This window comes from Collimonas humicola (assembly GCF_018304945.1).
GTDB classification, from domain to species: Bacteria; Pseudomonadota; Gammaproteobacteria; order Burkholderiales; family Burkholderiaceae_D; genus Collimonas; species Collimonas humicola.
The window spans coordinates 558,634-581,335 of sequence record NZ_JAGQEE010000001.1 but is presented as its reverse complement, the minus strand read 5'-3'; the positions used below and the strand labels follow the sequence as shown (position 1 = coordinate 581,335).

At 59.1% G+C, this 22,702-nt stretch carries 21 protein-coding genes; 2 read left to right on the top strand and 19 right to left on the bottom strand.

The window, feature by feature from the left end; genetic code table 11:
• Positions 1–14: 14 nt before the first annotated feature.
• The 6 genes from hisS to ndk form a co-directional block, all read right to left on the bottom strand.
• Positions 15–1,412 carry a histidine--tRNA ligase gene (gene hisS, locus KHU30_RS02770; protein WP_211441104.1) on the bottom strand — a complete coding sequence of 466 codons (1,398 nt, stop codon included), beginning with the start codon at positions 1,410–1,412 and terminating at the stop codon, positions 15–17.
• Between the two features lie 66 nt (positions 1,413–1,478).
• Positions 1,479–2,735 (bottom strand): flavodoxin-dependent (E)-4-hydroxy-3-methylbut-2-enyl-diphosphate synthase, encoded by a 1,257-nt coding sequence (gene ispG, locus KHU30_RS02765; protein WP_211441103.1) that lies wholly within the window; start codon positions 2,733–2,735, stop codon positions 1,479–1,481.
• A gap of 19 nt (positions 2,736–2,754) precedes the next feature.
• Positions 2,755–3,756 (bottom strand): helix-turn-helix domain-containing protein, encoded by a 1,002-nt coding sequence (locus KHU30_RS02760; protein WP_211441102.1) that lies wholly within the window; start codon positions 3,754–3,756, stop codon positions 2,755–2,757.
• On the bottom strand, positions 3,749–4,591 hold the full coding sequence (gene pilW / locus KHU30_RS02755; RefSeq protein ID WP_211441101.1) for a type IV pilus biogenesis/stability protein PilW: 843 nt from the start codon (positions 4,589–4,591) through the stop codon (positions 3,749–3,751). Before pilW ends, KHU30_RS02760 begins: the two co-directional genes overlap by 8 nt.
• Positions 4,588–5,763: a 23S rRNA (adenine(2503)-C(2))-methyltransferase RlmN gene (gene rlmN, locus KHU30_RS02750; RefSeq protein WP_098497192.1), complete on the bottom strand. Its 1,176-nt coding sequence runs from the start codon at positions 5,761–5,763 to the stop codon at positions 4,588–4,590. Before rlmN ends, pilW begins: the two co-directional genes overlap by 4 nt.
• Positions 5,764–5,856: 93 nt before the next feature.
• Positions 5,857–6,267, bottom strand: coding sequence for a nucleoside-diphosphate kinase (ndk, locus tag KHU30_RS02745; RefSeq protein ID WP_211441100.1), 411 nt, complete (start codon positions 6,265–6,267; stop codon positions 5,857–5,859).
• 294 nt (positions 6,268–6,561) lie between these two features.
• Between ndk and KHU30_RS02740 the strand changes: the two genes are divergently transcribed.
• Entirely contained in the window at positions 6,562–7,257 is a 696-nt protein-coding gene (locus KHU30_RS02740) for a Bax inhibitor-1/YccA family protein (RefSeq protein WP_211441099.1), read from the top strand.
• An 82-nt stretch (positions 7,258–7,339) separates the two neighbouring features.
• Here the strand turns inward: KHU30_RS02740 and rlmD are convergent, their stop codons facing one another.
• From rlmD to surE, 5 genes are all read right to left on the bottom strand, one after another.
• Entirely contained in the window at positions 7,340–8,689 is a 1,350-nt protein-coding gene (gene rlmD, locus KHU30_RS02735; protein ID WP_211441098.1) for a 23S rRNA (uracil(1939)-C(5))-methyltransferase RlmD, read from the bottom strand.
• A gap of 122 nt (positions 8,690–8,811) precedes the next feature.
• Positions 8,812–9,843, bottom strand: coding sequence for an RNA polymerase sigma factor RpoS (gene rpoS / locus KHU30_RS02730; RefSeq protein ID WP_211441097.1), 1,032 nt, complete (start codon positions 9,841–9,843; stop codon positions 8,812–8,814).
• 11 nt (positions 9,844–9,854) lie between these two features.
• A complete protein-coding gene (locus tag KHU30_RS02725; protein ID WP_211441096.1) occupies positions 9,855–10,841 on the bottom strand; it encodes a peptidoglycan DD-metalloendopeptidase family protein in 987 nt (328 codons plus the stop codon).
• Between the two features lie 95 nt (positions 10,842–10,936).
• Positions 10,937–11,830, bottom strand: coding sequence for a protein-L-isoaspartate(D-aspartate) O-methyltransferase (locus KHU30_RS02720; RefSeq protein WP_211441095.1), 894 nt, complete (start codon positions 11,828–11,830; stop codon positions 10,937–10,939).
• Positions 11,827–12,564, bottom strand: a complete 738-nt coding sequence (surE, locus tag KHU30_RS02715; RefSeq protein WP_211441094.1) for a 5'/3'-nucleotidase SurE — start codon at positions 12,562–12,564, stop codon at positions 11,827–11,829. The genes KHU30_RS02720 and surE overlap by 4 nt, the downstream gene beginning before the upstream one ends.
• Before the next feature lie 250 nt (positions 12,565–12,814).
• Here surE and KHU30_RS02710 point away from each other — a divergent pair, with 250 nt between their 5' ends.
• A complete protein-coding gene (locus KHU30_RS02710; protein WP_211441093.1) occupies positions 12,815–13,339 on the top strand; it encodes a polyhydroxyalkanoate granule-associated phasin in 525 nt (174 codons plus the stop codon).
• A gap of 188 nt (positions 13,340–13,527) precedes the next feature.
• Here the strand turns inward: KHU30_RS02710 and KHU30_RS02705 are convergent, their stop codons facing one another.
• The 8 genes from KHU30_RS02705 to KHU30_RS02670 all read right to left on the bottom strand — a co-directional run bounded on the left by KHU30_RS02705 (position 13,528) and on the right by KHU30_RS02670 (position 22,702).
• Positions 13,528–14,454, bottom strand: a complete 927-nt coding sequence (locus tag KHU30_RS02705; RefSeq protein WP_211441092.1) for a hypothetical protein — start codon at positions 14,452–14,454, stop codon at positions 13,528–13,530.
• Positions 14,451–15,512, bottom strand: a complete 1,062-nt coding sequence (locus KHU30_RS02700) for a DUF2515 family protein (RefSeq protein WP_230427161.1) — start codon at positions 15,510–15,512, stop codon at positions 14,451–14,453. The genes KHU30_RS02705 and KHU30_RS02700 overlap by 4 nt, the downstream gene beginning before the upstream one ends.
• Positions 15,505–18,177 (bottom strand): type VI secretion system Vgr family protein, encoded by a 2,673-nt coding sequence (locus tag KHU30_RS02695; RefSeq protein ID WP_230427160.1) that lies wholly within the window; start codon positions 18,175–18,177, stop codon positions 15,505–15,507. The genes KHU30_RS02700 and KHU30_RS02695 overlap by 8 nt, the downstream gene beginning before the upstream one ends.
• A 146-nt stretch (positions 18,178–18,323) precedes the next feature.
• Positions 18,324–19,025, bottom strand: coding sequence for a 4'-phosphopantetheinyl transferase family protein (locus KHU30_RS02690; RefSeq protein WP_211441091.1), 702 nt, complete (start codon positions 19,023–19,025; stop codon positions 18,324–18,326).
• A gap of 8 nt (positions 19,026–19,033) precedes the next feature.
• Positions 19,034–20,278, bottom strand: coding sequence for a beta-ketoacyl-ACP synthase (locus KHU30_RS02685; RefSeq protein WP_211441090.1), 1,245 nt, complete (start codon positions 20,276–20,278; stop codon positions 19,034–19,036).
• The gene (gene fabG, locus KHU30_RS02680; protein ID WP_211442172.1) at positions 20,275–21,051 is read right to left on the bottom strand and encodes a 3-oxoacyl-ACP reductase FabG; all 777 of its coding nucleotides are present in this window, start codon (positions 21,049–21,051) and stop codon (positions 20,275–20,277) included. Before fabG ends, KHU30_RS02685 begins: the two co-directional genes overlap by 4 nt.
• Positions 21,051–21,530 carry an ApeP family dehydratase gene (locus KHU30_RS02675; RefSeq protein ID WP_211441089.1) on the bottom strand — a complete coding sequence of 160 codons (480 nt, stop codon included), beginning with the start codon at positions 21,528–21,530 and terminating at the stop codon, positions 21,051–21,053. The genes fabG and KHU30_RS02675 overlap by 1 nt, the downstream gene beginning before the upstream one ends.
• Positions 21,527–22,702 (bottom strand): beta-ketoacyl-ACP synthase, encoded by a 1,176-nt coding sequence (locus tag KHU30_RS02670; protein WP_211441088.1) that lies wholly within the window; start codon positions 22,700–22,702, stop codon positions 21,527–21,529. The genes KHU30_RS02675 and KHU30_RS02670 overlap by 4 nt, the downstream gene beginning before the upstream one ends.

Here is a 22,702-nt window from a genome sequence, read left to right as displayed (position 1 = left end):
TTTAGTTGTTGATTTTAGTGATGATAATGAACGTGATCGCCATGGTCGTGACCATGATCGTCACCTGCTCCGACGATCTGATCAACCAGATAATCGCTTACCGCATCGAAAGGTACGACACTTTGATTGCCGCCGCTCGCTTTTTCGCCATCGGCCGCATGATCATGCCCCGCGTGGCTGTCGGCACGCAAGGTCTTGACAGTCGCAGTATGGTTGGCGACTTCATCGTCGCCGATGATGATGGCGTATGCCGCACCGCTGGCGTCGGCCCGTTTCATCTGCGATTTGAAGCTGCCGCCGGCATTGGACGAAGCGCAATGTAGCACAACATCCAGCCCGGCATTGCGCAGACGTTCCGCCAGCACGAACGATTGCAGCTGCGCCGCCTCGCCCTGATGCACCAGATAAACGTCGCACTCGTTGCGTTCAGCCTGTTCGCCGTTCGCCCGCATCAGTTCCAGCAGGCGTTCCACGCCCATGGCAAAGCCGCAGGCCGGGGTCGGCTTGCCGCCGAACATTTCCACCAGCGGATCGTAGCGGCCGCCGCCACAGACCGTCCCCTGCGAACCGAGCTGGTCGGTCACCCATTCGAACACCGTGCGGTTGTAGTAATCCATGCCGCGCACCAGGCGCGGGTTGATGGTGAAAGGAATATTGTTGTGATTCAGGATCTTCTGCACGCCTTCGAAGTGCGCCAGCGATTCCGCGCCCAGGTAGGACAGCAGCTGCGGCGCGGCATTGACCATTTCCTGCATCGCGGGATTCTTGGTGTCCAGGATGCGCAGCGGATTGGTATGCAAGCGGCGCTGGGCATCGGCGTCCAGCAATTCCTGATGCTGTTCAAAGTAAGCGATCAGGTCAGCGCGATGGCGGTTGCGCTCTTCGGCGTCGCCGATCGAATTGAGTTGCAGCTTGACGTCTTGCAAACCGAGGTCGTCCCACAGCCGCTGGCACATCATGATCAGTTCGGCATCGATATCCGGGCCGGTAAAGCCCAGCGCTTCGGCGCCGACCTGATGGAACTGCCGATAGCGTCCGCGCTGCGGCCGCTCGTGGCGGAACATCGGGCCGTTATACCAGAGCCGCTTAGGGCCGTCGTAGGTCAGGTTATGTTCGATGGCGGCGCGCACCACGCCGGCAGTGCTTTCCGGACGGAGGGTCAGGTTGTCGCCGTTCATCGAATCGGTGAAGGAATACATTTCCTTTTCGACGATATCGGTGACCGCGCCGAGGCCGCGCGCAAACAAGGCCGTCGGTTCGACGATAGGCGTACGGATCTTCTGGAAGCCGTAGCTCTTGAGCACCGATTCGACGGTGTTTTCAAACAATTCCCACAAGGCCGCATCGGCCGGCAGGATATCGTTCATTCCCTTTACGCCGACGATTTTTTCGGCTTTCTTATTTTCTGACATTCTTTTTCAATTCACTGGTAGTGATCAATTTTTCGCGACTATTTGTTGCTGTATTGCTGGCTTGGCTCAGGCTGCCTGCTTGCCGTAATGGCTCTTCACATAATCCAGCACGACTGCCTGGAATTCTTCGGCAATCCGCTCGCCGCGCAACGTCAGTTTCTTCTCGCCATCGATGAATACCGGCGCCGCAGGCGATTCGCCCGTGCCCGGCAAGCTGATACCGATATTCGCATGCTTGGACTCGCCGGGGCCATTCACGATGCAACCCATGACCGCCACATTCATGCCTTCAACGCCCGGGTAAGCTTTTTTCCAGACCGGCATCTGATCGCGCAGATAGGTCTGGATCTTGTCAGCCAGGTCCTGGAACACGGTCGACGTGGTGCGGCCGCAGCCAGGACATGCAATCACCATCGGCGCGAATTTGCGCAAGCCCATGGTCTGCAAGATTTCCTGGCCGACGATCACTTCGCGGGTGCGGTCGCCGCCCGGTTCCGGCGTCAGCGAAATCCGGATGGTGTCGCCTATGCCCTCTTGCAGCAGCACCGACAAGGCCGCGGTCGAGGCGACGATGCCCTTGCTGCCCATGCCCGCTTCGGTCAACCCCAGATGCAGAGGGTAGTCGCAGCGGCGCGCCAGTTCCCGGTATACGGCGATCAGATCCTGCACGCCGGAGACCTTGCACGACAGGATGATACGGTCGGCAGCCAAGCCGAGCTCTTCCGCTCTTTGCGCGTTTTCGATGGCCGAAGTCACCAGCGCTTCGTACATCACCGCCTGCGCCGGCCAAGGCTGGCTGCGCGCGGCGTTCTCGTCCATGATGCGCGCCAGCAGCGCCTGGTCGAGACTGCCCCAGTTGACGCCGATGCGCACCGGCTTGTTGTACTTGCAAGCGGCTTCAATCATCTGCGCAAACTGGGTGTCGCGCTTGGCGCCCTTGCCCACATTGCCCGGGTTGATGCGGTATTTCGACAAGGCCTGGGCACACTCAGGATAATCGTTCAGCAAGGTATGGCCGTTGTAGTGAAAATCGCCCACCAGCGGCACATCGATGCCCATCTTGTCCAGCTGTTCGCGGATCGCCGGCACAGCCGCCGCCGCTTCCGGATTATTCACGGTAATCCGCACCAGTTCGGAACCGGCGCGCGCCAGGTCCTTGATCTGGATCGCGGTGCCGATGGCGTCGGCGGTATCGGTATTGGTCATCGACTGCACCACCACCGGTGCGCCGCCGCCGACCATGATCTTGCGCTCGCCGTAGCTGATCACCGCGCCGCGGCTGAGACGTCGTGCAGTAGGGCCTGAGCCGATCGGAAGATTCATGAACATCTCTCTTTCAAGCTTATTTCAAGGTCAGCCGGGCGACATTGGTCTTGGACCCGGCCTTCAGGTCCAGCGGCGCGCCGCGCAAGGTAGCGTCAACCCCGGCGATATTGCCGATGATGACGTTGACCGGCTGCGACATGTCTACCGTTTCCGTGCTGCCGGCTTTCACCAGACGCGAAATCAGCACGGTGTTGTCAGCGCGCTTGATATCGACCCATGAATCCTGGCGGAAGTTCAGGCTTAGTTCGCCGCCGCCCGCCGGGCTGGCTGTCGCTGCAGTTGCTCCGCCATTGGCCGCAACAGGACTGGCCGCGGCAGCGTTAACTTCGGCGCCAGCTACCGTTGCCCCGTTCGCCGCAGGAACGGCCGCAGCCGGAGCAGCCGTCAAAGCTGCATTCGCTTCTTTATCGGCGGCCTGGGTATCCATGCTCGCAGACGAAGCGGCAGCAGCGTCTTCGCTAGTTGACGCAGCCGTTGAGGCAGTTGCCGATGCGGCAGCTTTCTCGCTCAACGACTGCAAGGTATTCTGCACCACCGGCAGCACATCGAGCCGTATCGCCACCGCCGCCAGCAACAACAGCACCGCCAGCACGACCAGCCATTTATAAGCGAATTTGCTGCGCCCCATCAAGCTGAAACGGGACTCTGAAAAAGGCGTCGACAGCTGGCCATGCGCGGTAGCGCGCACGGGTTGCACCGCGGCTGCGGGTGAAATGGCCGCCAATGCGTCGCTCACGTCGAGGTCCAGCAATTTGGCGTAGGAGCGGATAAAGCCGCGCGTCATGACCATGGTCGGCAAGGCGGAGTAATTATCGGCTTCCATTGCTTCGATCTGGCGCGGCGCCAGCTTCAGATGGCTGGCGACTTCCGCCACCGACCAGCCAAGCTGCTCGCGCCTGCCGGCCAGCTGGCTACCGAGCGTGGCCGGGCCGGCTGCGCTGTGCGCCTGCTCGGCCAGATTGTCCAAGTGCAGGACTTCGTCGGCAGCAGCCCGCTTCAACTGTTCTGGCTCACTCATTAAACGCTCCGCGCTGGTAAGCAGCGAATTCCGGGGAGCCGGCAAAACGACGGCGTAATTGCGTCACCAAACTTGCTTCTGCAGCTGTGTCACCCAACTTGCGCTCCACTTTGATTGCTGTCCATAATGCTTCCGCATTTTGCACATCTGTTTTCAATACGAGCCCAATATAAAACCGGGCCCGCTCATAGTCGTTGTGGTCATATGCCAGCTGCGCAAGCTTGGCATTGGTCAGCGGATTGCTGGCATCGAACTGGAAGGCTTGCAGCAGATAACGCTCTGCCGCCGCCGTATCGTTCAGTTTGAGGCTGCACACGCCGGCATTGGTCAGAGCCTTTGCCGGCGACTGGTAGGTACGGCTCTTCAAGGCAGTCTCGAAATAAGCCAGCGACTCCTTGGCGCGGCCGTTCTGGCACAGGAACCAGCCATAATTATTGGCAAAATCCGGATTGCTCGGCGCCAGCCGCAAGGCACGCTGGAAATTTTCGTCGGCCAGGCGATTCTCGCCCATATCCATATAAATCAGGCCGCGCACACTGTAGCCATCGGCCATCTCAGGATCAGCGGCCAGCGCCTGCTTGATCTCGTCCAGGGCGACTTCCAGCTGGCGCTGCTCGTAATAACCGACCGCCAGCTGCAAACGGATGCCGGCACGGCGTTGCGCCTCGGTCTGGTCGGAGCTGGTCGCCAGCTCGCGGGTGGATCCGCTCTGCTGCTCGCTGCTCAGCGGCGGATTGGCGCAGCCGCTCAGGCCTGCCAGTAATGACAAGGCCGTCGCGGCAAACACGATACGGCCACTCCAGCTACCCAGTTTGCTGCTCACTTGATCTGTCACTCAGACACCTCGATGATGCGGCCAAAATTCTTCCCGAATTTCTGCTGATATTCGGTCATTTTCTGCATGCGTTCCTGCACGCGCGTACGGTCTTGCACTTCCCCTGCCAGCTGGCCGCAGGCGGCATCGATATCGTCGCCGCGCGTCTTGCGCACAGTGGTGACGATGCCGGCGTCCATCAGGATCTGCGCAAAGGCCTTGATGCGCGGATTGTTGGAGCGCTTCAGGCCGGACTCAGGGAAAGGGTTAAACGGAATCAGGTTGAATTTGCACGGCACCACCGGACCGCCGCCATGGCCCTGCACCAGGGCGATCAGCTCGCGGGCGTGGGCGTCGGTATCGTTGACGTCATCCAGCATGCAGTATTCAAAGGTAATGAAATCGCGCGGCGCGAATTCCAGATAACGCTTGCAGGCCGCCATCAGCTCACGCAACGGGTATTTCTTGTTGAGCGGCACCAGGCCATCGCGCAAGGTGTCGTTGGAGGCGTGCAGCGACACCGCCATCGCCACCGCGCAGTCTTGCGACAGCTTGTCGATCATCGGCACCACGCCGCTGGTGGACAGCGTCACGCGGCGGCGCGACAGGCCGTAGGCGTTATCGTCCAGCATCAGCTTCAGCGCCGTCACCGTCGGCTCATAGTTCAGCAGAGGCTCGCCCATGCCCATCATCACCACGTTGGTGATCTGGCGCTCGCCTTTATGGCCGGGCTCGACACCCTTGGACTTGCGCAATTCGAATTCCGCCATCCACAGCTGGCCGATGATTTCACCGACCGTCAGATTGCGGCTGAAACCTTGCTTGCCGGTGGAGCAAAAGCGGCAGTTCACGGCGCAGCCGGCCTGTGTCGAAATACACAAGGTGCCGCGGTTTTCCTCGGGGATGAACACCGTCTCGACCGCATTGCCCTGGCCAACATCAAGCAGCCATTTGCGGGTGCCGTCAGTCGAGGTGTGATCGCTGATCACAGCGGGAGCGGCGATGATCGCCCGGGTCGCCAGCTTGTCACGCAATGACTTGGCGAGGTCGGTCATCGCGTCGAAATCGTGCGCGCCGAATTGATGAATCCAGCGCAATAATTGTTTGGCGCGGAATGGCTTCTCCCCCAACTCGCCGCAATACGCGGTCAGTTGTGCGGGATCCAGATCCAGCAGGTTGGTGAGAGCAGTCATGGCATTTCCAATTTTCTATATTACTCAGGGTGGCAGCGGCATCGTTCTGCCTGCCGCGTCCGCCCTGCTACAACAAAACAACTTTAGTTCAGCTTAGACCGTTGGGAAGAAATAGGCGATTTCAACCTTGCCGGCTTCCACTGCGTCCGAACCGTGCACTGCGTTAGCGTCGATCGAATCAGCGAAATCAGCACGGATCGTGCCTTTTTCCGCCTTCTTAGGATCGGTTGCGCCCATCAGGTCGCGGTGCTTCAAAACTGCGTTTTCGCCTTCCAGAGCCTGGATCATTACCGGACCGGAGATCATGAAATCAACTAGGTCCTTGAAGAAAGGACGCTCGCGGTGCACAGCGTAGAAGCCTTCGGCTTCAGCGCGTGTCAGGTGCGTCATGCGGGCAGCAACGATTTTCAAGCCAGCGTTTTCGAAACGGGTGTAGATTTGACCGATTACGTTTTTTGCGACTGCGTCTGGTTTGATAATCGACAGGGTGCGTTCAATTGCCATCTGAAAAACTCCAATAGAAAGAAAGGGTTAAGGTGCTTTATGAAAGCATTAAATGAGTGACTGGCCAATAGTTCAATCAACCTTTGATTTTAACACGAAACACCCGTATAGAATCGTCAAAACTAGCCAAAACGCAAGGTGATTACCCCGCAAAACCGATAAAAGCACCAGGAAGACGCTCCGAAACCCGCCGAGAACCACTTTGCCGGTTTACTGTCTGACGTAACGACGACGTCAGCAAGTGCTATGATCGCAACAGTTTAATACTTTTGCAATTTTCAAAGGAGTCCTTTAATGAACCCAAACCTGCAACCAACCTACTCACCAGGCAGCACAGTGCTCAGCGTTCAGCATCGCGTGCTGCGCAATACGTACTGGCTGTTGGCGCTGTCCATGCTGCCGACGATTGCCGGCGCCTGGCTTGGGGTCCAGATGGATTTCAGCTTCTTCAGGAACAGCCCGCTGATCGGCTTCATGGTCTTCATGGCGGTCGCCTTTGGTTTCTTCTATGCAATTGAAAAGACCAAGAACAGCGGCTGGGGCGTACTGCTGCTGCTTGGCTTCACCTTATTCATGGGCCTGATGCTGTCGCGCCTGATCGGCCACACGCTGGTCGGCTTCTCCAACGGCGCCACCCTGATCATGATGGCTTTCGGCGGTACCGCCAGCGTATTTGTCGTCATGGCAAGTATCGCCACGGTGAGCAAGCGCGACTTCTCGAACATGGGAAAATGGCTGTTCGCCGGCGTCGTAGTGCTGCTGCTGGCTTCGCTGGCCAATGTTTTCCTGCAGATTCCGGCGCTTTACCTGGCAGTATCAGTGATCGCGATTGCCATTTTTTCGGCCTACATCCTGTATGACGTGCAGCGCATCATCAATGGCGGCGAAACAAATTACATTTCCGCAACATTGAGCCTGTATCTGGATGTCTACAACATCTTTGTCAATCTACTGTCCTTGCTGGGCATCTTCGGCGGCAACCGCAACTAGGCAAAACCCTGCTTCAGACACAAAAAAACCGGCTCGAGGGCCGGTTTTTTTATGGGCCGTCCAGCCGCATCAGGCAGCTGAATCAAGCCAGATCGAACACCGCAATCGATTCCACGTGAGCGGTATGCGGGAACATGTTCACCACCCCGGCCTGGCTCAGACGATAGCCGCCGGCGGTCAGCAGGCCGGCATCGCGCGCCAGCGTCGACGGATTGCAAGAGACATAGACAATCCGCTGCGGCATGAAACTCTTGTCGATGGCGGCCAGCCCGACGATCGCTTCGCACACGGCCGCGGCGCCGTCGCGCGGCGGGTCAATCAGCATGCGCTCGAACTTGCCCAGGGCGATGAAATCCTGCGCGGTTGCTTCAAACAGGTTGCGGCAGTAAAACGTTGTCTTGTCCGCAAGTTGATTGACGGCGGCATTTTCACCGGCGCGGTTGATCAGGGCCTGGCTGCCTTCGATGCCGACCACTTCACGCACCTGGGTCGCCAGCGGCAAGGTGAAATTCCCCAGGCCGCAAAACAGGTCGGCCACGCGGTCCTGCGGCTGCAGGTCCAGCAGGCGCAAGGCGCGCGCCACCAGGACCCGGTTGATCTGGTGGTTGACCTGGGTGAAATCGGTAGGCTTGAACGGCATCCGCACGCCGAATTCCGGCAAGGTGTAATACAAGTCGCCTTGCGCCGGATAAAACGGATAGGCGCTGTCCGGCCCCGCGGTCTGCAGCCACCAGTTGACCTGATACTGGTCCGCGAACGCCTTCAGCTTGATCTCATCATCGCCGCTCAAGGCCGCCATGATGCGCAACACCAGCGCTGTCACCTTGCCTTGCGGCCCTTCGCCGACCGCCAGTTCGATCTGCGGAATATGGTCGATCAGGCTGAGCGAAGCGATCAGATGACGCAAAGGGACCAGCATCGCCGATACATTCGCCGGCAATATCTCGCACTGCTTCATGTCCGTGATGAAGGATGACTTGCGCTCATGGAAACCGACCAGCACCCCGCCCTTTTTTGGCACATTGCGCACCGATATGCGGGCGCGGTAGCGGTAGCCCCAGGTAGGCCCGTAAATCGGCCGCAGCATGGATTCCGCTTTGACCTTGCCGATATGCCACAGATTATCTTCCAGCACGCGCTGCTTGATCGCCACCTGCGCCGACGGCTCCAGGTGCTGCATGGCGCAGCCGCCGCAAATGCCGAACACGGGGCAATGCGGCTTGACCCGCAACACCGACTCCTTGTGCAAGGCTGTCATGCTGGCGGCTTCCCATTTGGCCTTCTTGCGATAGGACAGGAAGCTGACGCGCTCGCCCGGCAAGGCGCCTTCGACAAAGATCACCTTGCCCTGGGTGCCGTCTTCATTTTGCAAATGGCCGATCCCGCGCGCATCCATGTCGAGGGATTTGATATCGATAATGTCTTGTTGCATAGGAAGCAGTTGCAGGCCGCCGCATGCGGCAACCTGGAAAATGGAGTGAAATCAGGCCGAGATTATAGCGTCATGCAAGGCCGCTGAGGACAGCTTAACGCAATGCCTGCAGATGCGGCTGACTAAAGGAATGAATCCTTGCCAACACCCTTGGCGCCCAGCAAGCGTTTCAGCTTGAGCAAGGCTTCCTGCTGGATTTGCCGCACCCGTTCGCGCGTCACGCCGATTTCGGCGGCCAGCTCTTCCAGGGTGGACGGATCGTCATTATCCAGACCGAACCTGCGCATGATCACATTGCGCTGCTTGTCGGTCAGCTTTTCCAGCCAGACCCGCACCAGGATCGAGGTTTCTTGCTGCTCGGCGCGGGAATCGGGATTTTCTTCGGTGGCGCTGGGCAGCAAATCCATCAGGCTGGCCAGCGGATCCTGGTCCAGCGGCGCATCCAGCGAAGCTGCATGTTCGGACAGCGCCAGCACGTCTTGCACATCCTCCACTGGCCGGTCCACCAGATGGGCGATATCTTCGGCGCTGGCGTCCTTGCCGTCGTGATGCTGGGCTTCCAGATGATATTTGGCGCGCAGGATCTGGTTCAGCTCGCGCACCATGTGCACCGGCAAGCGCACGGTGCGCGCCTGGTTCATGATGGCGCGTTCGATGCTTTGACGTATCCACCAGGTGGCGTAAGTGGAGAAACGGAAACCGCGTTCCGGCTCGAACTTGTCGATCGCCCGCATCAGCCCGAGATTGCCTTCTTCGATCAGGTCGAGCAAGGCGACGCCGCGGTTGATATAGTGCTTGGCGATCGACACCACCAGCCGCAGATTGTGTTCGATCATCTTCTGCCGGGCGTCGAAATTGCCCTGCTTGGCCAAGGTGGCGAAATGCACTTCCTCGGTTACCGTCAGCAACGGCCGGGTGCCGATCTGGTTCAGGTAGTGCTGGGTGGTGTCGGTCGACAGTTCCGCCGCCAGGACCTTCTTCAGCTCCTCGACGCCGTCGACTACCACCACCACGCCGTCAACCACTACCTCGTCGTCGATATCCTGCTCGCCGGCGATAGCATCAACATCGTCGTCATCGCGCCCATCATCGGCCAGCCGCTCCGATGAGACCTCATGCTCTTCGTCTTGATGATCTGCCGGGCGTTTGCTCATTTAGCGCTCATTTAGCGGTTCGGTAGGAATTTCGATGGATCCACAGGTTTGCCTTGCTGACGAATTTCGAAATGCAACTTGACCACGTCGCTGTCCGAATTTCCCATCTCGGCAATTTTCTGGCCCTTGCTTACAGTCTGGCCTTCCTTCACCAGAATGGTCTTATTATGCGCGTAAGCGGACAACAAGTTGCTAGTATGTTTGATGATAACCAAATTACCATAGCCGCGGATACCGCTGCCGGCATACATCACCTTGCCGCCGGCTGCCGCCACCACCGATTGCCCTGATTTTCCGGCAATATCGATACCCTTTTTGCCCTGGTCGAAAGCGCCTACCTGCTTGCCTTCGGCCGGCCACATCCAGTCCACCTTGTCCTCATCGCCGGAGGCCGCTGCTGCTGACGCTGGCGTAGAAGCAGCCGGCGTGCTGGCCGCGACGGCAGCAGCAGGCGCGACAACTGCCGGCGCCACTGCCTTCGGCGCATCGCTGGAGGACGCCGCGTCAGGTTTTTGCAATTCTGCCAGCGCCGCTTCCGAATACGGCCGCTTGTCGCCGCGCGGTCCGTTCTTGTTAGCGGCGCTGCCGCCGCTTGCGGCCGCCGATGGCGCCGATCCCAGCGAGCGCACCTCGACTCCCGAACCGGTTCCTACGCTGACGGCCTGGGCGCCGCCCGCGGCGCCAGAACTGCCATCCGGCGGCTGCACGCGCAATACCTGGCCGACTTTGATGTCGTTGGCGTTTTCCAGCTTGTTCCAGGCCACGATGTCGCGATAGCTCTGACCAAATTCCAGCGCGATCCGGTACAAGGTGTCACCTTGCTTGACGGTGTAAGAACCGCGCCCTTCAACCGCACGCGGTGCATCGGCTGCGGCTGTACCTGTGGCAACGCTGCCGCCTGTGCGGCGCTCGACTACCGGAGCGGGGGTACGCGGAGTGGTGCACGCCGCCAGCGTAGCGATCATTACTCCCAAAGCGATAAAGCGAGTTTTCTTCATTCTCATTACATTGATATTAGTATGTGCGACTGGGTCGCTGATTGTTCGTCGATTTATTCGTCAATATGTTTCGCCGGCTGCGGCACAAGCTATCCTCAAACCGTGCCGGCGCGCAAAGGCACAAAATGACAGTCTTCCAGTGTGGTGCTGGTCCAATCAAATTTACTGGTTCGCTGGATGAGCTGCAGTACCTGATGACGGGAACCGACCGGAGCCACCAGGCGGCCGCCGATCGTCATTTGATCCAATAACGCCTGCGGCACTTCGAGTCCCGCCGCAGCCAGGATGATACCGTCGAATGGCGCCACCTGCGGCAGCCCAAGCATACCATCTCCGTAATGCAAACGGATGTTGGCGATCCGCAGCGGACGCAAGTTGCTGCGCGCCAGTTCATGCAAAGGCTTGATGCGCTCGATCGAATACACTTCCTTCGCCACCAGCGACAGCACCGCCGCCTGGTAGCCGCAGCCGGTGCCGATTTCCAGCACCCGGTTGAGGACGCCGCCCTGCTGGTTATCGCGCATGATCTCGATCATGCGCGCCACGATATACGGCTGCGAAATGGTCTGGTGATGGCCAATCGGCAGGGAGGCGTCGATATACGCCTGGCTCGACAAGCCAGGTTCCATGAACATATGGCGCGGCACGCTTTCCATTGCCGCCAGCACCTTGGCATCCGTCACGCCCTGTTTGGCGACGCGCGCCACCATGGCTTTGCGCACGCCGTCGGACACCATCGAATTGGAGCGCTCGACGTGGCTGGCGCTCTCGGCCGGGCGCGCCATCGGCTTGCTGGCGGCGGGCGCCGGTTTCTGCGGCTGCGCTGACGGCACGGCGCCGCTGCGCGGCGTGTTGCGGGAGTTTTCCCAGGCGGCGTTCTTGGTTGCAGTCTGCGGCGTCGCAACGCTGCGGTTGCTGCGGTCAGCGCTGGGTTTCTTGTCGACTACGGATGACAGCTGCAACGGAAAACGCTTCGCCTTGTCAGTCATGACAAGTCTTTCCTCAGGGCGGCCAGCTGGGTCGCGTGCGTCAGATCGATCTGCAAAGGCGTGATCGAGACATGGCCGTTGGCGGTAGCGTGGAAGTCGGTTCCCTCGCCAGCATCGCGCGCGCCGCCCGGCGGCCCGATCCAGTAAATGTCGCGGCCATGCGGATCCTGCGCCTTGATCACCGATTCCGACTCATGCCGCTTGCCGAGCCGCGTCGCCAGGGCCGGCTTGAGCTGATCGTAAGGCAGGTTGGGAATGTTGACATTCAGCAGATAAGGCTGCGGCAGGTTGTCAAAGCGCCGCTCGACGATATCGCGCGCCACCATGGCCGCTGCCTCAAGCTCGTCCCAGCCTTTGTGCAACTGCGAAAAAGCGATCGCCGGGATACCGAATAGATATCCCTCGGTGGCGGCCGCCACAGTGCCCGAATACAGTGTATCGTCACCCATGTTCTGGCCCTGGTTGATGCCGGAAACGATCAGGTCGGGACGGAAATTCAACAAGCCGGTCAAGGCCACGTGCACGCAGTCGGATGGCGTGCCGTTAATGAAATAGAAACCGTTTTCGGCGCGCTGGACAGACAAAGGACGGTCCAGAGTCAAGGAGTTGGACGAGCCGGAACGATTGCTGTCCGGGGCTACCACCACGATTTCCGCAATCGGCGCCAGCGCGTTCGCCAAGGCGATAATGCCCGGCGCCAAGTAACCATCGTCGTTACTGATCAAAATTTTCATATTGGGATTTTACCTGAAGCAATGTTACTGATTTATGAAGATTTGGGAAATTTAACGAACTGCCTTTATGAGACACTTTCACTCGCGGATTAGTTGCTTTTACTGCATGAAAACGAGTCAATTGCAAAATTATGTTGCAGCGCCACAAAAAAGCCCCAACCCGGGAATAAAACAGGTATTGTTAGCGCTATCAAGACTACTCGGATGAGCACATCGCCGCTTGCCGTCGTCAGACCACCAAGGAGTCACAATGAAATCGTACCGCGTCCGCAATCCTATCGCCAGCAGCCCTGACATTCTCAGCAGCCCCGCCGCCTCCATCAATGCATGGACCGACCTGATGCTGCAAACCGGAGAAATGATGAGCGCCTCGGCCCAGGTGATCGGCCACCGCACCGCGCGCATGGCCATGGCCGGACCTGCGCCCAGCCAGCGCGACCGCAAGGAATTCAACCTGATGAGCCAGGAAAAAATCGAAGCCATCACCGAATCCGCACACGCCATGGCGATCCGCATGATGAGCATGCATCAGGAAGCCGCGCGCCTGGCCATCCAGCAAATGCTGAGCGGCGCCGTCAACCTGATGTCGGTCGCCAGCAGCAGCACCCTGCACCAGTCGGGACACCGGCAAAGCAAGCTGGCACATGACACCATGCTCAATTCGGCTGAAGCGGTGTCGCAGTTCAATACATCGCTGGCGGATATTGCGCAGACGGGGTTGCAGCCGCTTCATGCGCGAGCTACTGCGAATGCGAAGCGGCTGAAGAAGCTCTAAGACTGCTTGACGAGACAGCGACTTATTTCAAGTGCTTTCATCGCGTTAGACCTAGTCTTTTCAAGGGTTAGTCAAGTCAGACAGCTTCTCGTCTGAAGCAAAATTATTTCAATAACGCTGGTCACTTTAACTAACTGCTGGGAATATTTCTGCATCTGAGACTAATGCTTGAGCACCGCTTCTTAATCTCAATCGTCAGGATTTCGATATTCCATATCAACTTTAAAACCTAAATTGCGTACATATTCCTCTGAATGCAGCCTTTTTTCAGCTTGCCGCTTACGTACATCTGGATACAGTTCTTTCCAGCGCTGCCGATTTTCATAAGCCAACTCGCTGCGCTGAAAACTCTCTTTGCTCTGCAGTTTGAGTGTGAGGAAATAGGCACCCGGTAAATTAGGATCCATTCTTTTTCTATCTCTTGTGAACTGCACGCTCATGTAGATATTATTTAGATAAAACTGCCAACCGGACATATCCTTCATCGTCATCCAGACCTCCAATGAAGGGATATAACTAGGATCAAGTGACATCAGACTGGCGACGTTTTCAACTCCCCCCATTTGATAACGTAGTGCATCGGCACCATTAAGGCGTGGCATGCCAGGAGCAATCCAACGCTTCCATCCAGCTTGCTGAATACGCTGAAGCAAAGCATAAAATTTGAGTCGAGCATCATCGTGAAGAATATTATTTCTCGGTGGCAGTCCCAGGTTGATAGAAAAATCAGATATCCCTTCGGCCGGATATGTGTCGTCGGAATCGCCGAGTATAGAGAGAACCGTCCCCATCTCAAAAGTACTGGAGCCATTTTTGACAGTTGCGGTACCAAGAGGATCGACAGACCAATTTACTCTATAAAAATGAGAACCGGGATTTCTGTCGTTTACGTCAATCATTCCCTGGTATTTTTTTGCGAAATCATTACCGGATTCACCAACCTCAACAACAATATTTTTATACATAATGGATTTCTTCTCAAATAAGTTAAATGGACTGGCTGCATTGACGTAACCGCCAAATAGTAGCCAAGACACGATAACCATCGATGCAATTAGCCAAGCGGCTAGCGCCCTAGACCGCCAACCTTCGGGGACGTTTTTTTGGATCTTCATTGAGGAGATAATTCGTCAGGGTAGATCACACCATCATGCGTACCGACCCAACCTGCCATAGTAGCCAGCTCGCCCTCCATTTGGCTTTTGAATTTAATCATTCGCTGGTGAAACTGATCCGCCACCGACGAGATCCAGTCCATCCGGCTGTCGTAGTCCTCCAATTTTGTTTCTTTGGGGGCTACATTCTTTAATTCGGGCATTTTGGTATCACATTGGCTGGTAAATACGACCTCCAAGCCAGGGCTGAAAATACTTGCAGCAACGGCAAATCCTCGAGTGGGATAGCCATAATTTTGTCGCAATTCCTTGTCATCAGCTCTTTGGATTTTGATCCACCAAGCAAAGTCAGGGTTATTGTAGATCAGGTTTTGCAATATATTTCCCTGTTCGTGCTTTGCCATTGCCAACAAGTGTTGCAATTGCAATTTTTGCTTGTCGCTGCCATCAGGCAAAGTCTCCATTTGCTTCACCAAAGCAAATCCTTCTTCAACCTCCGGCTTGACCATCAAATTATGAATTTTGGGAAGCGCATCGCTTTGCCATGGAAGCTTCTTAATCTGTTGCTTGACCTCGTCAACATAAGTGTCCGTATTGCGCGAACGGACGCAGTCATCAAATGTTGTCGGGCTGAAGCTGTAGTACCAGTGCCACGCCGCGATGTCCATAAACAACCAGAAATTGCCCTCTCCGAGTCCTTCACGTACAGTGCTTCCCATCACAAGCCGGGTATACGAAAGCTGTACGGTTTCCAACGTGCAGGCCACCGTTTTACTGGCAAACGCCCCTAGTGCCATCCAGTAGTAGCGTCCTTTCTTCTCGGGTGCACCATGCTCCTCTGTTTCCAGATACATCCGCGCATACGTCGCAGCAATGCGGCGGGCCCGAGCTGGATAAAGATTTATAAGCCGATATCCACCTTTATTTTTCTTGTTTGACAGGCGCACGTAGCAAAACTGCTGCGCCATTGACCATAAAACCGGACAATTGCAATGGACGTTAACACAACTGTCGGGCTTATCATTAGTCGTTGCTTCGATCATTACACCGTCAGCCATTTTGATCCTTTGGAATATTGTTGGTCGCGTCTTTATTCTGTTCTTCCGCAATTGATATTTCAGCCCACTGCAATGAAAATTTCAATTTCTGCGGCGCGTCTGTATGAACTCTGGGCGTATCGCCTTTGATCGTCGTTAGAGCTTCATGGCCCTCGTCATTTGCACCGGTGACTGTATATTTTATATTCGGCAAAGGGTTACCCGCCGGATCGAGCAAACGGAAAGTTTCGTTGTAGGCTTTAATGGCGGGAAGGCCACGTATGTCTACACCCATGGCTTGCGGCCCCGGCAAGCTGTGCGAAGCCGCATGCGCCACATAAGCGCCGTTAGTGCCCTTCTCGATTCCGCTTGCATTGAACTTGGTGTAACTGCCGCCGCCATTGATCACCACTTCTTCCTTGGCGGTGATCGTGATGCGATTGGCGGTTTGTGTGATGTTGAGCTTCGCCAGAATATTGAGGCTGTCTGTCAGCGCCTGGACATCGATGTCGCCGGCAGCCGCCACCATCTTGATGCCCGTCTTTTGCACAAACAAACGGAAGGTATTCCGGATGCTGGCGAACAGGCTGTCGCCGCTGGCAATGGACAAACTCTTGCCGGTCGTGATGGCCGTGTTCTGGTCGCTGGCGATATGGGTGCTGCCGCTGGTGGTAGTCTCAATCCCGGCAGGGCTGGCCAGCACGAGATGCGGTTGTGACAGTTCCGGGAAACTGCCCTCCTCGCTTGCACCACCTCCCTTGATCGCATCGTTCTGCGCCTTCAAGGTTTGTGCGACATCACTCTGCTGCCCCTGCTTCTCCTGCGCCCCCGCCTGCTGCGCCGCATCGGCCAGCGACTCATGCTGATCCCGTGCAGCCGTCAGCCGGCTGACCGTCTCGCCCATATCCTTGATATGCGAGCTCGCATTGCTGCGTGCCTCGGTGGTGATCAGCATGCCCTTGGCCGCACGCGCCACACCGTGGCCATCAGTGCGCAATTCCCACCCTTCGCCGCGCGCATCCTTGCGCCCCGCATTGTCTTCGATGCGGCTGATGCTGCCCAGGCTCAGCTGGCTGTGCTGGTGATCGCTTTTGAGTTGCGCCTGGATCTTGCCGTTGGTGTCGTCCAGCACCAGGTGGTTGCTCCTGCCGCCGGGCTGGTTGCCGCCGTTGGGCGTCAGTTCGCGGCTCCTGAAGCCCATCAAGGATTGCTGGGTCGCCAGCTTCCAGGGCGGCATGTTGCGCTGGTTGTAGACGCTGCCGGTGACGATGGGGCGGTCGGGATTGCCGTCTAGCCATTGCACCAGGCATTCCGAGCCGACGCGCGGAATCGATTTGGCGCCCAGTTCGCCGCCGGCCCAGGAGCTAGCCACGCGCACCCAAGCCGAGCTGCGCTCGTCGTTGTTGCCGATGCGGTCCCAGTGGAACTGGACGCGGATACGGCCGTATTCGTCGGTGTGGACGCTGCCCTGGCCGGATGGGCCGACGACCGTCACCGTTTGCGGCGACAGGATCTTGGTGTTGACGCTATGGTAATTGCGGCCCGGACGCCAGGGGATGGTCTTGCGCAGGCAGGTCAATTCATTACGGTACTCGGCCTTCTCGCTTGCCTGCTGCAGGTAGTTGTTGCTGGCGATGTGGTGCACCGAGATGATCAGGAATTCGTTCTTGCCGGCGTCCTCATGGCTGGCAAACGGGCTGGAAGCAAAATGGCCGCTCAGGCGGTACCAGCGTCCCGGCAGCACGTAGCGGTTGTTGCCCGCGGCTTCAAAGTGCTTGCCTGCCGCTTCGATCTCTTCCATGCGCAACCGCGACAGCTTGTCCGCATCCTGGACGCCCTTGACGCCATAGGCGCCGGCATATTCGTAGGATTCGACATCGAGCACATTGCCCTGCTTGTTCAGGGTCGGCACGCCGGCATGGATCGGCACCGGGCTCTTGAAGTTGAAGCCGGACAGCGACACGGAACCGGGCACGATCTGGCGCACCGGGGAGAATTCGCCGATGCCGTCTTCCTCTATCGCGCCGCCATGGCGCTGGAAGCGGATTTCCTCCCCGCCGTCGATGGGCGCGGCCTGGGTGGAGTCATCGGTGATGATGAGCTTATGGCCCTTGTCGGTATGTTCGTAGTAGTACAGCAGGCCAGCCGCTTCCAGCCGGCGATGGAGATAGTTATGGTCGCTTTCGTCGAACTGGATGGCGTCCGTCATGACCGGGTCGGCGCCGCCGACGCGGAAATCCCAATCCGGCAAGGTGCCGTAGTCGGCGCAGATGCTGTCGATCTGTTCGCGCAGGGTCTTGCCGTGGAAGATGTAGTTGTCCTTGCGCAGGCGCAGGTAGTGGGTCCAGGGCCCTAGCCTGGCCTGGTAGAAGGCGATATTGCCATCGGTGCGCGCGAGGCGGAATTCGAAGCAGTAGCCGGAGAAGTAACGCAGGCTGCCGTCGCCACGCACCAGTTCCACGCAGAACAGCTTGCCTTGCAGATCCTTCAGGGCCAGCTCGGCGTCATCGGACAGCAATTCCACGGTGTAGTCAAAATCGCGCGACAGGCTTTCGACGGCGTTGAGCTTGTTCACCAGCAGCTGGGCGTGCGGGCCGTCGTCGTGGGGGAAGGAGAGGCGGAGGATACGCTTGTTCTGGCGGCCGTTGACAAGGCTTTGCAAAGTCTGGATGACGTTATTGCTCATGCGGTATTCCTATGGCAGCACAATATTTCACAAGGGAAATAAACAATGTGATTTTAACAAACTTCTGCAAAATAGGAATTGCTATGTTGCATCGCCGGACGCGATGCAACAGCTCGGAACGGATCTTCTATGTGATTGGCTGATCTTTAAGCGATCAATTGCTGACGCCACGCGCAAGGCTCTGCGCCGTGCAGATGAATCTGTTCGACCGCGGCCAGTTCCTCGCGGCTGCAAAGGGAAATCGCGAAACCATGCTGCGACCAGCTCCGCGCATGCCACCCAGGCCCTGACTGCAAGCGCAAGCCGCCCGCTACAAGCTCGGGGGATACGCCATCCACACCCTGATTCGACATCAGCTTATACAGCGCTTCCTTGGCGCTCCACAGGGCATAAAACGCCTCTACCCTTTCGGCATCAGGGCGCTCGGATAACCAGTTGCTCTCTGCGACGGAAAAAGCGCTGCGGGCAAGCGCCTCAACATCGCGCCCGCCGTCCAGCGCTTCTATATCGATGCCGACAGGCGTATCGGCGCTGGTCGCACAGGCTACCCAGCCGCGGCTGTGCGACAGACTGAACTGAGGCGTCAACGGGCAAGCGGCCGGCAACCGCAGCTGCGGCGCCCTGCCTTGGCGTTCGATGACTTCGATCGCCTCGAACGCGATGCCGGCCAGCTGTGCGGCCGCGAAGCGCAGCAGGACCCGCCCCAGCAGGAATTCGCGCTGGCGCAGCGGCCGCAAAAAGCGCCGGTAGCGCAGCAGTTCAGGCTCGCTCAGGCAGGCCAGCATGCGCTCGCAGTCATCGTCAGCCAATGCATTCGCATCGAGCAGCCAAATGACGGCAGATCGCACGGCAGGCCTCAATCCAGGCGTTTGAAAATCAACGAAGTGTTGATGCCGCCAAACGCAAAATTGTTCGACATCACATACTCGCATTGCAGCGCGCGGCCCTGGTCGACAATGTAGTCCAGCTCGGCGCACAGCGGGTCGAGCTGCTGCAGGTTGATGGTCGGCGCGAACCAGCCGCTGCGCATCATCTCGATGCTGACCCAGGCTTCCAGCGCGCCGCACGCGCCCAGCGTGTGGCCGGTGTAGCTCTTGAGCGAACTGATGGCGGTGTTGCGCGCGAACACGGCGGCGGTGGCGTGCGATTCGGCGATGTCGCCCTGCTCGGTGCCGGTGCCGTGGGCATTGACATAGCCGATGGCCGAGGCCGGCAAGCCGGCATCCGCCAGCGCCAGCGTCATCGCAATCTGCATGGTGTCGGCGTTCGGATGAGTGACGTGGCAGCCGTCGCTATTGGTGCCGAAGCCGACGATTTCGGCATACATCCTGGCGCCTCTGGCGCGCGCATGTTCGAAGTCTTCCAGGATCAGCGTGCCGGCGCCCTCGCCGATCACCAGGCCGTCCCGGCTGCGGTCGAACGGGCTCGGCGTCATGGCCGGCGTATCGTTGCGGATGCTGGTGGCGAACAAGGTATCGAACACCGCGGCTTCGGTGGCGCACAATTCCTCGGCGCCGCCGGCGACCATCACTTGCTGGCGGCCGCTGCGGATCGCTTCGTAAGCATAGCCTATGCCCTGGCTGCCGGAAGTGCAGGCGCTGGAAGTAGTGATGACGCGGCCGGTGATGCCGAAAAACACGCCGATATTGACCGGCGCCGTATGCGCCATCATCTTGATATAAGTAGTGGCGTTGATGCCGCGGGTGCTGCGCTCTTCCATCATGCGGCCGAAATCGCCGATCGCCGCCGGCGTGCCGGCGGACGAACCGTAGGCGACGCCGCAGACGCCGCTTTTCAGCAAGGGATCGTCGACCAGGCCGGCATCGATCAAGGCCAGCTCGCTGGCGCGGGTTGCCATCAGCGCCACCCGCCCCATGCTGCGGGTGGTCTTGCGGTTATAGCGTTCCGACAGAGAAAACTCGGCGGCAGGCGCGCCCAGCTGGGTGTTCAGGCCATCGTAGTCGGCCCACTCATGCATGCGCACGACGGCGTTGCGATAGCTGCCGAGATGGGCGCGGATGGCATTCCAGTCGTTGCCGATCGGGCTGATGCCGGCCATGCCAGTCACCACCACCCGGCGCGCTGTTGAAACATGCGTCATGCCATGCCTCCGTTCACCGAAATGACCTGGCGCGTGATATAGGCTGCATCCGGATGCAGCAGGAAAGCCACGGTCGCCGCCACTTCCTCCGGCTTGCCGACCCGGCGCGCGGGGATCATCTTGAGCGCTTCGTCCAGCGGCACGTCATCGATCATGTCGGTTTCTATCAACCCCGGCGCCACGCAGTTGACCGTGATGCTGCGCTTGGCCAGCTCGATCGCCAGCGCTTTGGTGGCGCCGATAATGCCGGCTTTGGCGGCGCTGTAGTTGACCTGGCCGCGGTTGCCGATCAGTCCGGACACCGAGGCCAGCGTCACGATGCGGCCAGCCGCGCGGCGCTGCACCAGCGGCATCACCAGCGGGTTGAGCACGTTGTAGAAACCGTCCAGGTTGGTCTTCAGCACCAGGTCCCAGTCCTCGCCCGGCATCGCCGGGAACGCATTGTCGCGCGCCACGCCGGCATTGCACACCACGCCGTAATAACAACCGTGCTGCTCGATGTCGGCCAGCAGGATATCCGCCGTAGCCTGGCGGTCGCCTATGTCGAACTGCAATACGCGCGCCTGCACGCCCAGCTCGCGCACCGTCTGCGCCACCGCATCGGCGGCCGCGCGCTGCTGATGGCAATGCAGGACGATATCGTAACCGTCGCGCGCCAGCCGCAAAGCGATGGCCTTGCCGATGCCGCGGCTGGAGCCGGTCACCAGCACGGTTTTATTCAGCCCGGCAAGCGGGGCCGCAGCCGGACCTGCGGCAATATTCAAATCCGACATCATTCAGTACTTCCTTCTAGAAAAACAGCCGCGTCAACCGGCTGGAATACGGTAATCGTGGCGCTCGCCAGTTGCTGCATACCCGTACTGGCGCGGATATGGCATTCGAACGAGCCGATGCCGTTGTCCGCCTGCAGCAGCCTGTGCACCTGCACCTGCAATACGCTGCCTATGGCAAATTCGGCGCAGGCGGCTTCGTAGCGCCGGGTGCCCAGCAGGAAGCCGATCTTGACTTCCTCGCCGCGCTGCCTGGCGGTATAGCCGGCATAGGCGGCAATCGCCTGCGCCATGTATTCGACGCCGACCCAGGCCGGCACGCCGTGCTGCCGGCAGAACAGGCTGTCGGTGCGGATCGTCACCTCGGCCAGCAGCTCTTCAGCGCCGGCGTGCAGCAGGCGATCCAGCAGCACCATCGTGCCGGAATGCGGCAACAGGCTGCGGATATCCAGGTTTTCAAAAGCTATCGGTTCGCTCATCATTCGCGTCCCAGCAGCAGGCTGGCATTGGCGCCGCCGAAGGCAAAGGAATTGCTCAGGGCCCAGCGCAAGGGCCGGCCCAGCCTCGCGCCCGGCGGCTGCAGATTGAGCTGCGGCAGCTGCGCATCGGCCATGCCGTCCCACAAATGCGGCGGCAGGCAGCCCTGCGGATTGCTGTCCTGCATCGCCAGCCAGCACAAGCCAGCCTCCACCGCGCCGGCCGCGCCCAAGGCATGTCCGGTGAACGGTTTGGTCGAGCTGAGCGCGACCTGGTCGCCGAACAAGGCTGCGATCACACGGCCTTCCATGGCGTCGTTCTGCACCGTCGCCGTGCCATGCAAGTTGATATAGTCGCATTGCACCGGCGCCAGGCCGGCACGCGCCAGCGCCTGTTCGATGGCGCTCCTGGCGCCGTTGCCGGACGGATCGGGCGCCGAAATATGATAGCCGTCGGAGGACTCGCCCCAGCCGCGCAGGCCGACCGTCGCCTCTGCCCTGGTCATCAGGAACAGCGCGGCGCCCTCGCCGATATTGATGCCGTTGCGATTGGCGCTAAAGGGGTTGCAGCGAACGGCGCTGACCGATTCCAGCGCGGCAAAGCCGGCCACCGTAAAGGCGCACAGCGAATCGACGCCGCCGCTCAGCACAGCGTCGCAGATCCCCATGTTGAGCAGGCGGGCTGCGCTCGCCATTGCCTTGCTGCTCGATGCACAGGCGCTGGAATGCACATAGGCCGGACCGCTGACGCCCAGTTCGGCGGCCAGCATGGCTGCCGGCGACGCCATTTCCTGCTGCGCATAGCTGAAATCCGCAGGAAAGCCGCCGTTGGCCCGGCGATAGCGGAAAGCCGCCTCGGTCTGGGCGATGCCGGAAGTACTGGTGCCGAGCACGATCGCCACCCGGTGTGCGCCGAAGCGCTGTATGGCGGCGTCGACCTGCGGCCGGATCTGCGCCAGCGCGGCCAGCGCCAGCTGGTTATTGCGGCTGCGGTGATGCAGAGGCAGGCTCTCGATATCAGGCAGGACGGCGTCTACGCAACCGAGCGCCAGCTCCCGCTCCGGCGAATGGCGGCGCGTCATGGCGACGCCGCTGTGACCGGCGAACAGGCGGCGGCTGATCCCGGCGTGGGTATCGCCGAGCGCACAGATCATGCCGAGTTGATTGAGATAAACCAT

What these genes read in the sequence shown, in the direction of transcription:
- KHU30_RS02670 (WP_211441088.1), bottom strand. Translation starts at nt 22,702, where the DNA reads ATGGTTTATCTCAATCAACTCGGCATGATCTGTGCGCTCGGCGATACC.
- KHU30_RS02710 (WP_211441093.1), top strand. Translation starts at nt 12,815, where the DNA reads ATGAAATCGTACCGCGTCCGCAATCCTATCGCCAGCAGCCCTGACATT.
- KHU30_RS02695 (WP_230427160.1), bottom strand. Translation starts at nt 18,177, where the DNA reads ATGAGCAATAACGTCATCCAGACTTTGCAAAGCCTTGTCAACGGCCGC.
- KHU30_RS02740 (WP_211441099.1), top strand. Translation starts at nt 6,562, where the DNA reads ATGAACCCAAACCTGCAACCAACCTACTCACCAGGCAGCACAGTGCTC.
- KHU30_RS02760 (WP_211441102.1), bottom strand. Translation starts at nt 3,756, where the DNA reads ATGAGTGAGCCAGAACAGTTGAAGCGGGCTGCTGCCGACGAAGTCCTG.
- rlmD (WP_211441098.1), bottom strand. Translation starts at nt 8,689, where the DNA reads ATGCAACAAGACATTATCGATATCAAATCCCTCGACATGGATGCGCGC.
- KHU30_RS02725 (WP_211441096.1), bottom strand. Translation starts at nt 10,841, where the DNA reads ATGAAGAAAACTCGCTTTATCGCTTTGGGAGTAATGATCGCTACGCTG.
- KHU30_RS02705 (WP_211441092.1), bottom strand. Translation starts at nt 14,454, where the DNA reads ATGAAGATCCAAAAAAACGTCCCCGAAGGTTGGCGGTCTAGGGCGCTA.
- hisS (WP_211441104.1), bottom strand. Translation starts at nt 1,412, where the DNA reads ATGTCAGAAAATAAGAAAGCCGAAAAAATCGTCGGCGTAAAGGGAATG.
- fabG (WP_211442172.1), bottom strand. Translation starts at nt 21,051, where the DNA reads ATGTCGGATTTGAATATTGCCGCAGGTCCGGCTGCGGCCCCGCTTGCC.
- rpoS (WP_211441097.1), bottom strand. Translation starts at nt 9,843, where the DNA reads ATGAGCAAACGCCCGGCAGATCATCAAGACGAAGAGCATGAGGTCTCA.
- KHU30_RS02720 (WP_211441095.1), bottom strand. Translation starts at nt 11,830, where the DNA reads ATGACTGACAAGGCGAAGCGTTTTCCGTTGCAGCTGTCATCCGTAGTC.
- KHU30_RS02675 (WP_211441089.1), bottom strand. Translation starts at nt 21,530, where the DNA reads ATGATGAGCGAACCGATAGCTTTTGAAAACCTGGATATCCGCAGCCTG.
- KHU30_RS02700 (WP_230427161.1), bottom strand. Translation starts at nt 15,512, where the DNA reads ATGGCTGACGGTGTAATGATCGAAGCAACGACTAATGATAAGCCCGAC.
- KHU30_RS02685 (WP_211441090.1), bottom strand. Translation starts at nt 20,278, where the DNA reads ATGACGCATGTTTCAACAGCGCGCCGGGTGGTGGTGACTGGCATGGCC.
- rlmN (WP_098497192.1), bottom strand. Translation starts at nt 5,763, where the DNA reads ATGACTGCTCTCACCAACCTGCTGGATCTGGATCCCGCACAACTGACC.
- ndk (WP_211441100.1), bottom strand. Translation starts at nt 6,267, where the DNA reads ATGGCAATTGAACGCACCCTGTCGATTATCAAACCAGACGCAGTCGCA.
- ispG (WP_211441103.1), bottom strand. Translation starts at nt 2,735, where the DNA reads ATGAATCTTCCGATCGGCTCAGGCCCTACTGCACGACGTCTCAGCCGC.
- surE (WP_211441094.1), bottom strand. Translation starts at nt 12,564, where the DNA reads ATGAAAATTTTGATCAGTAACGACGATGGTTACTTGGCGCCGGGCATT.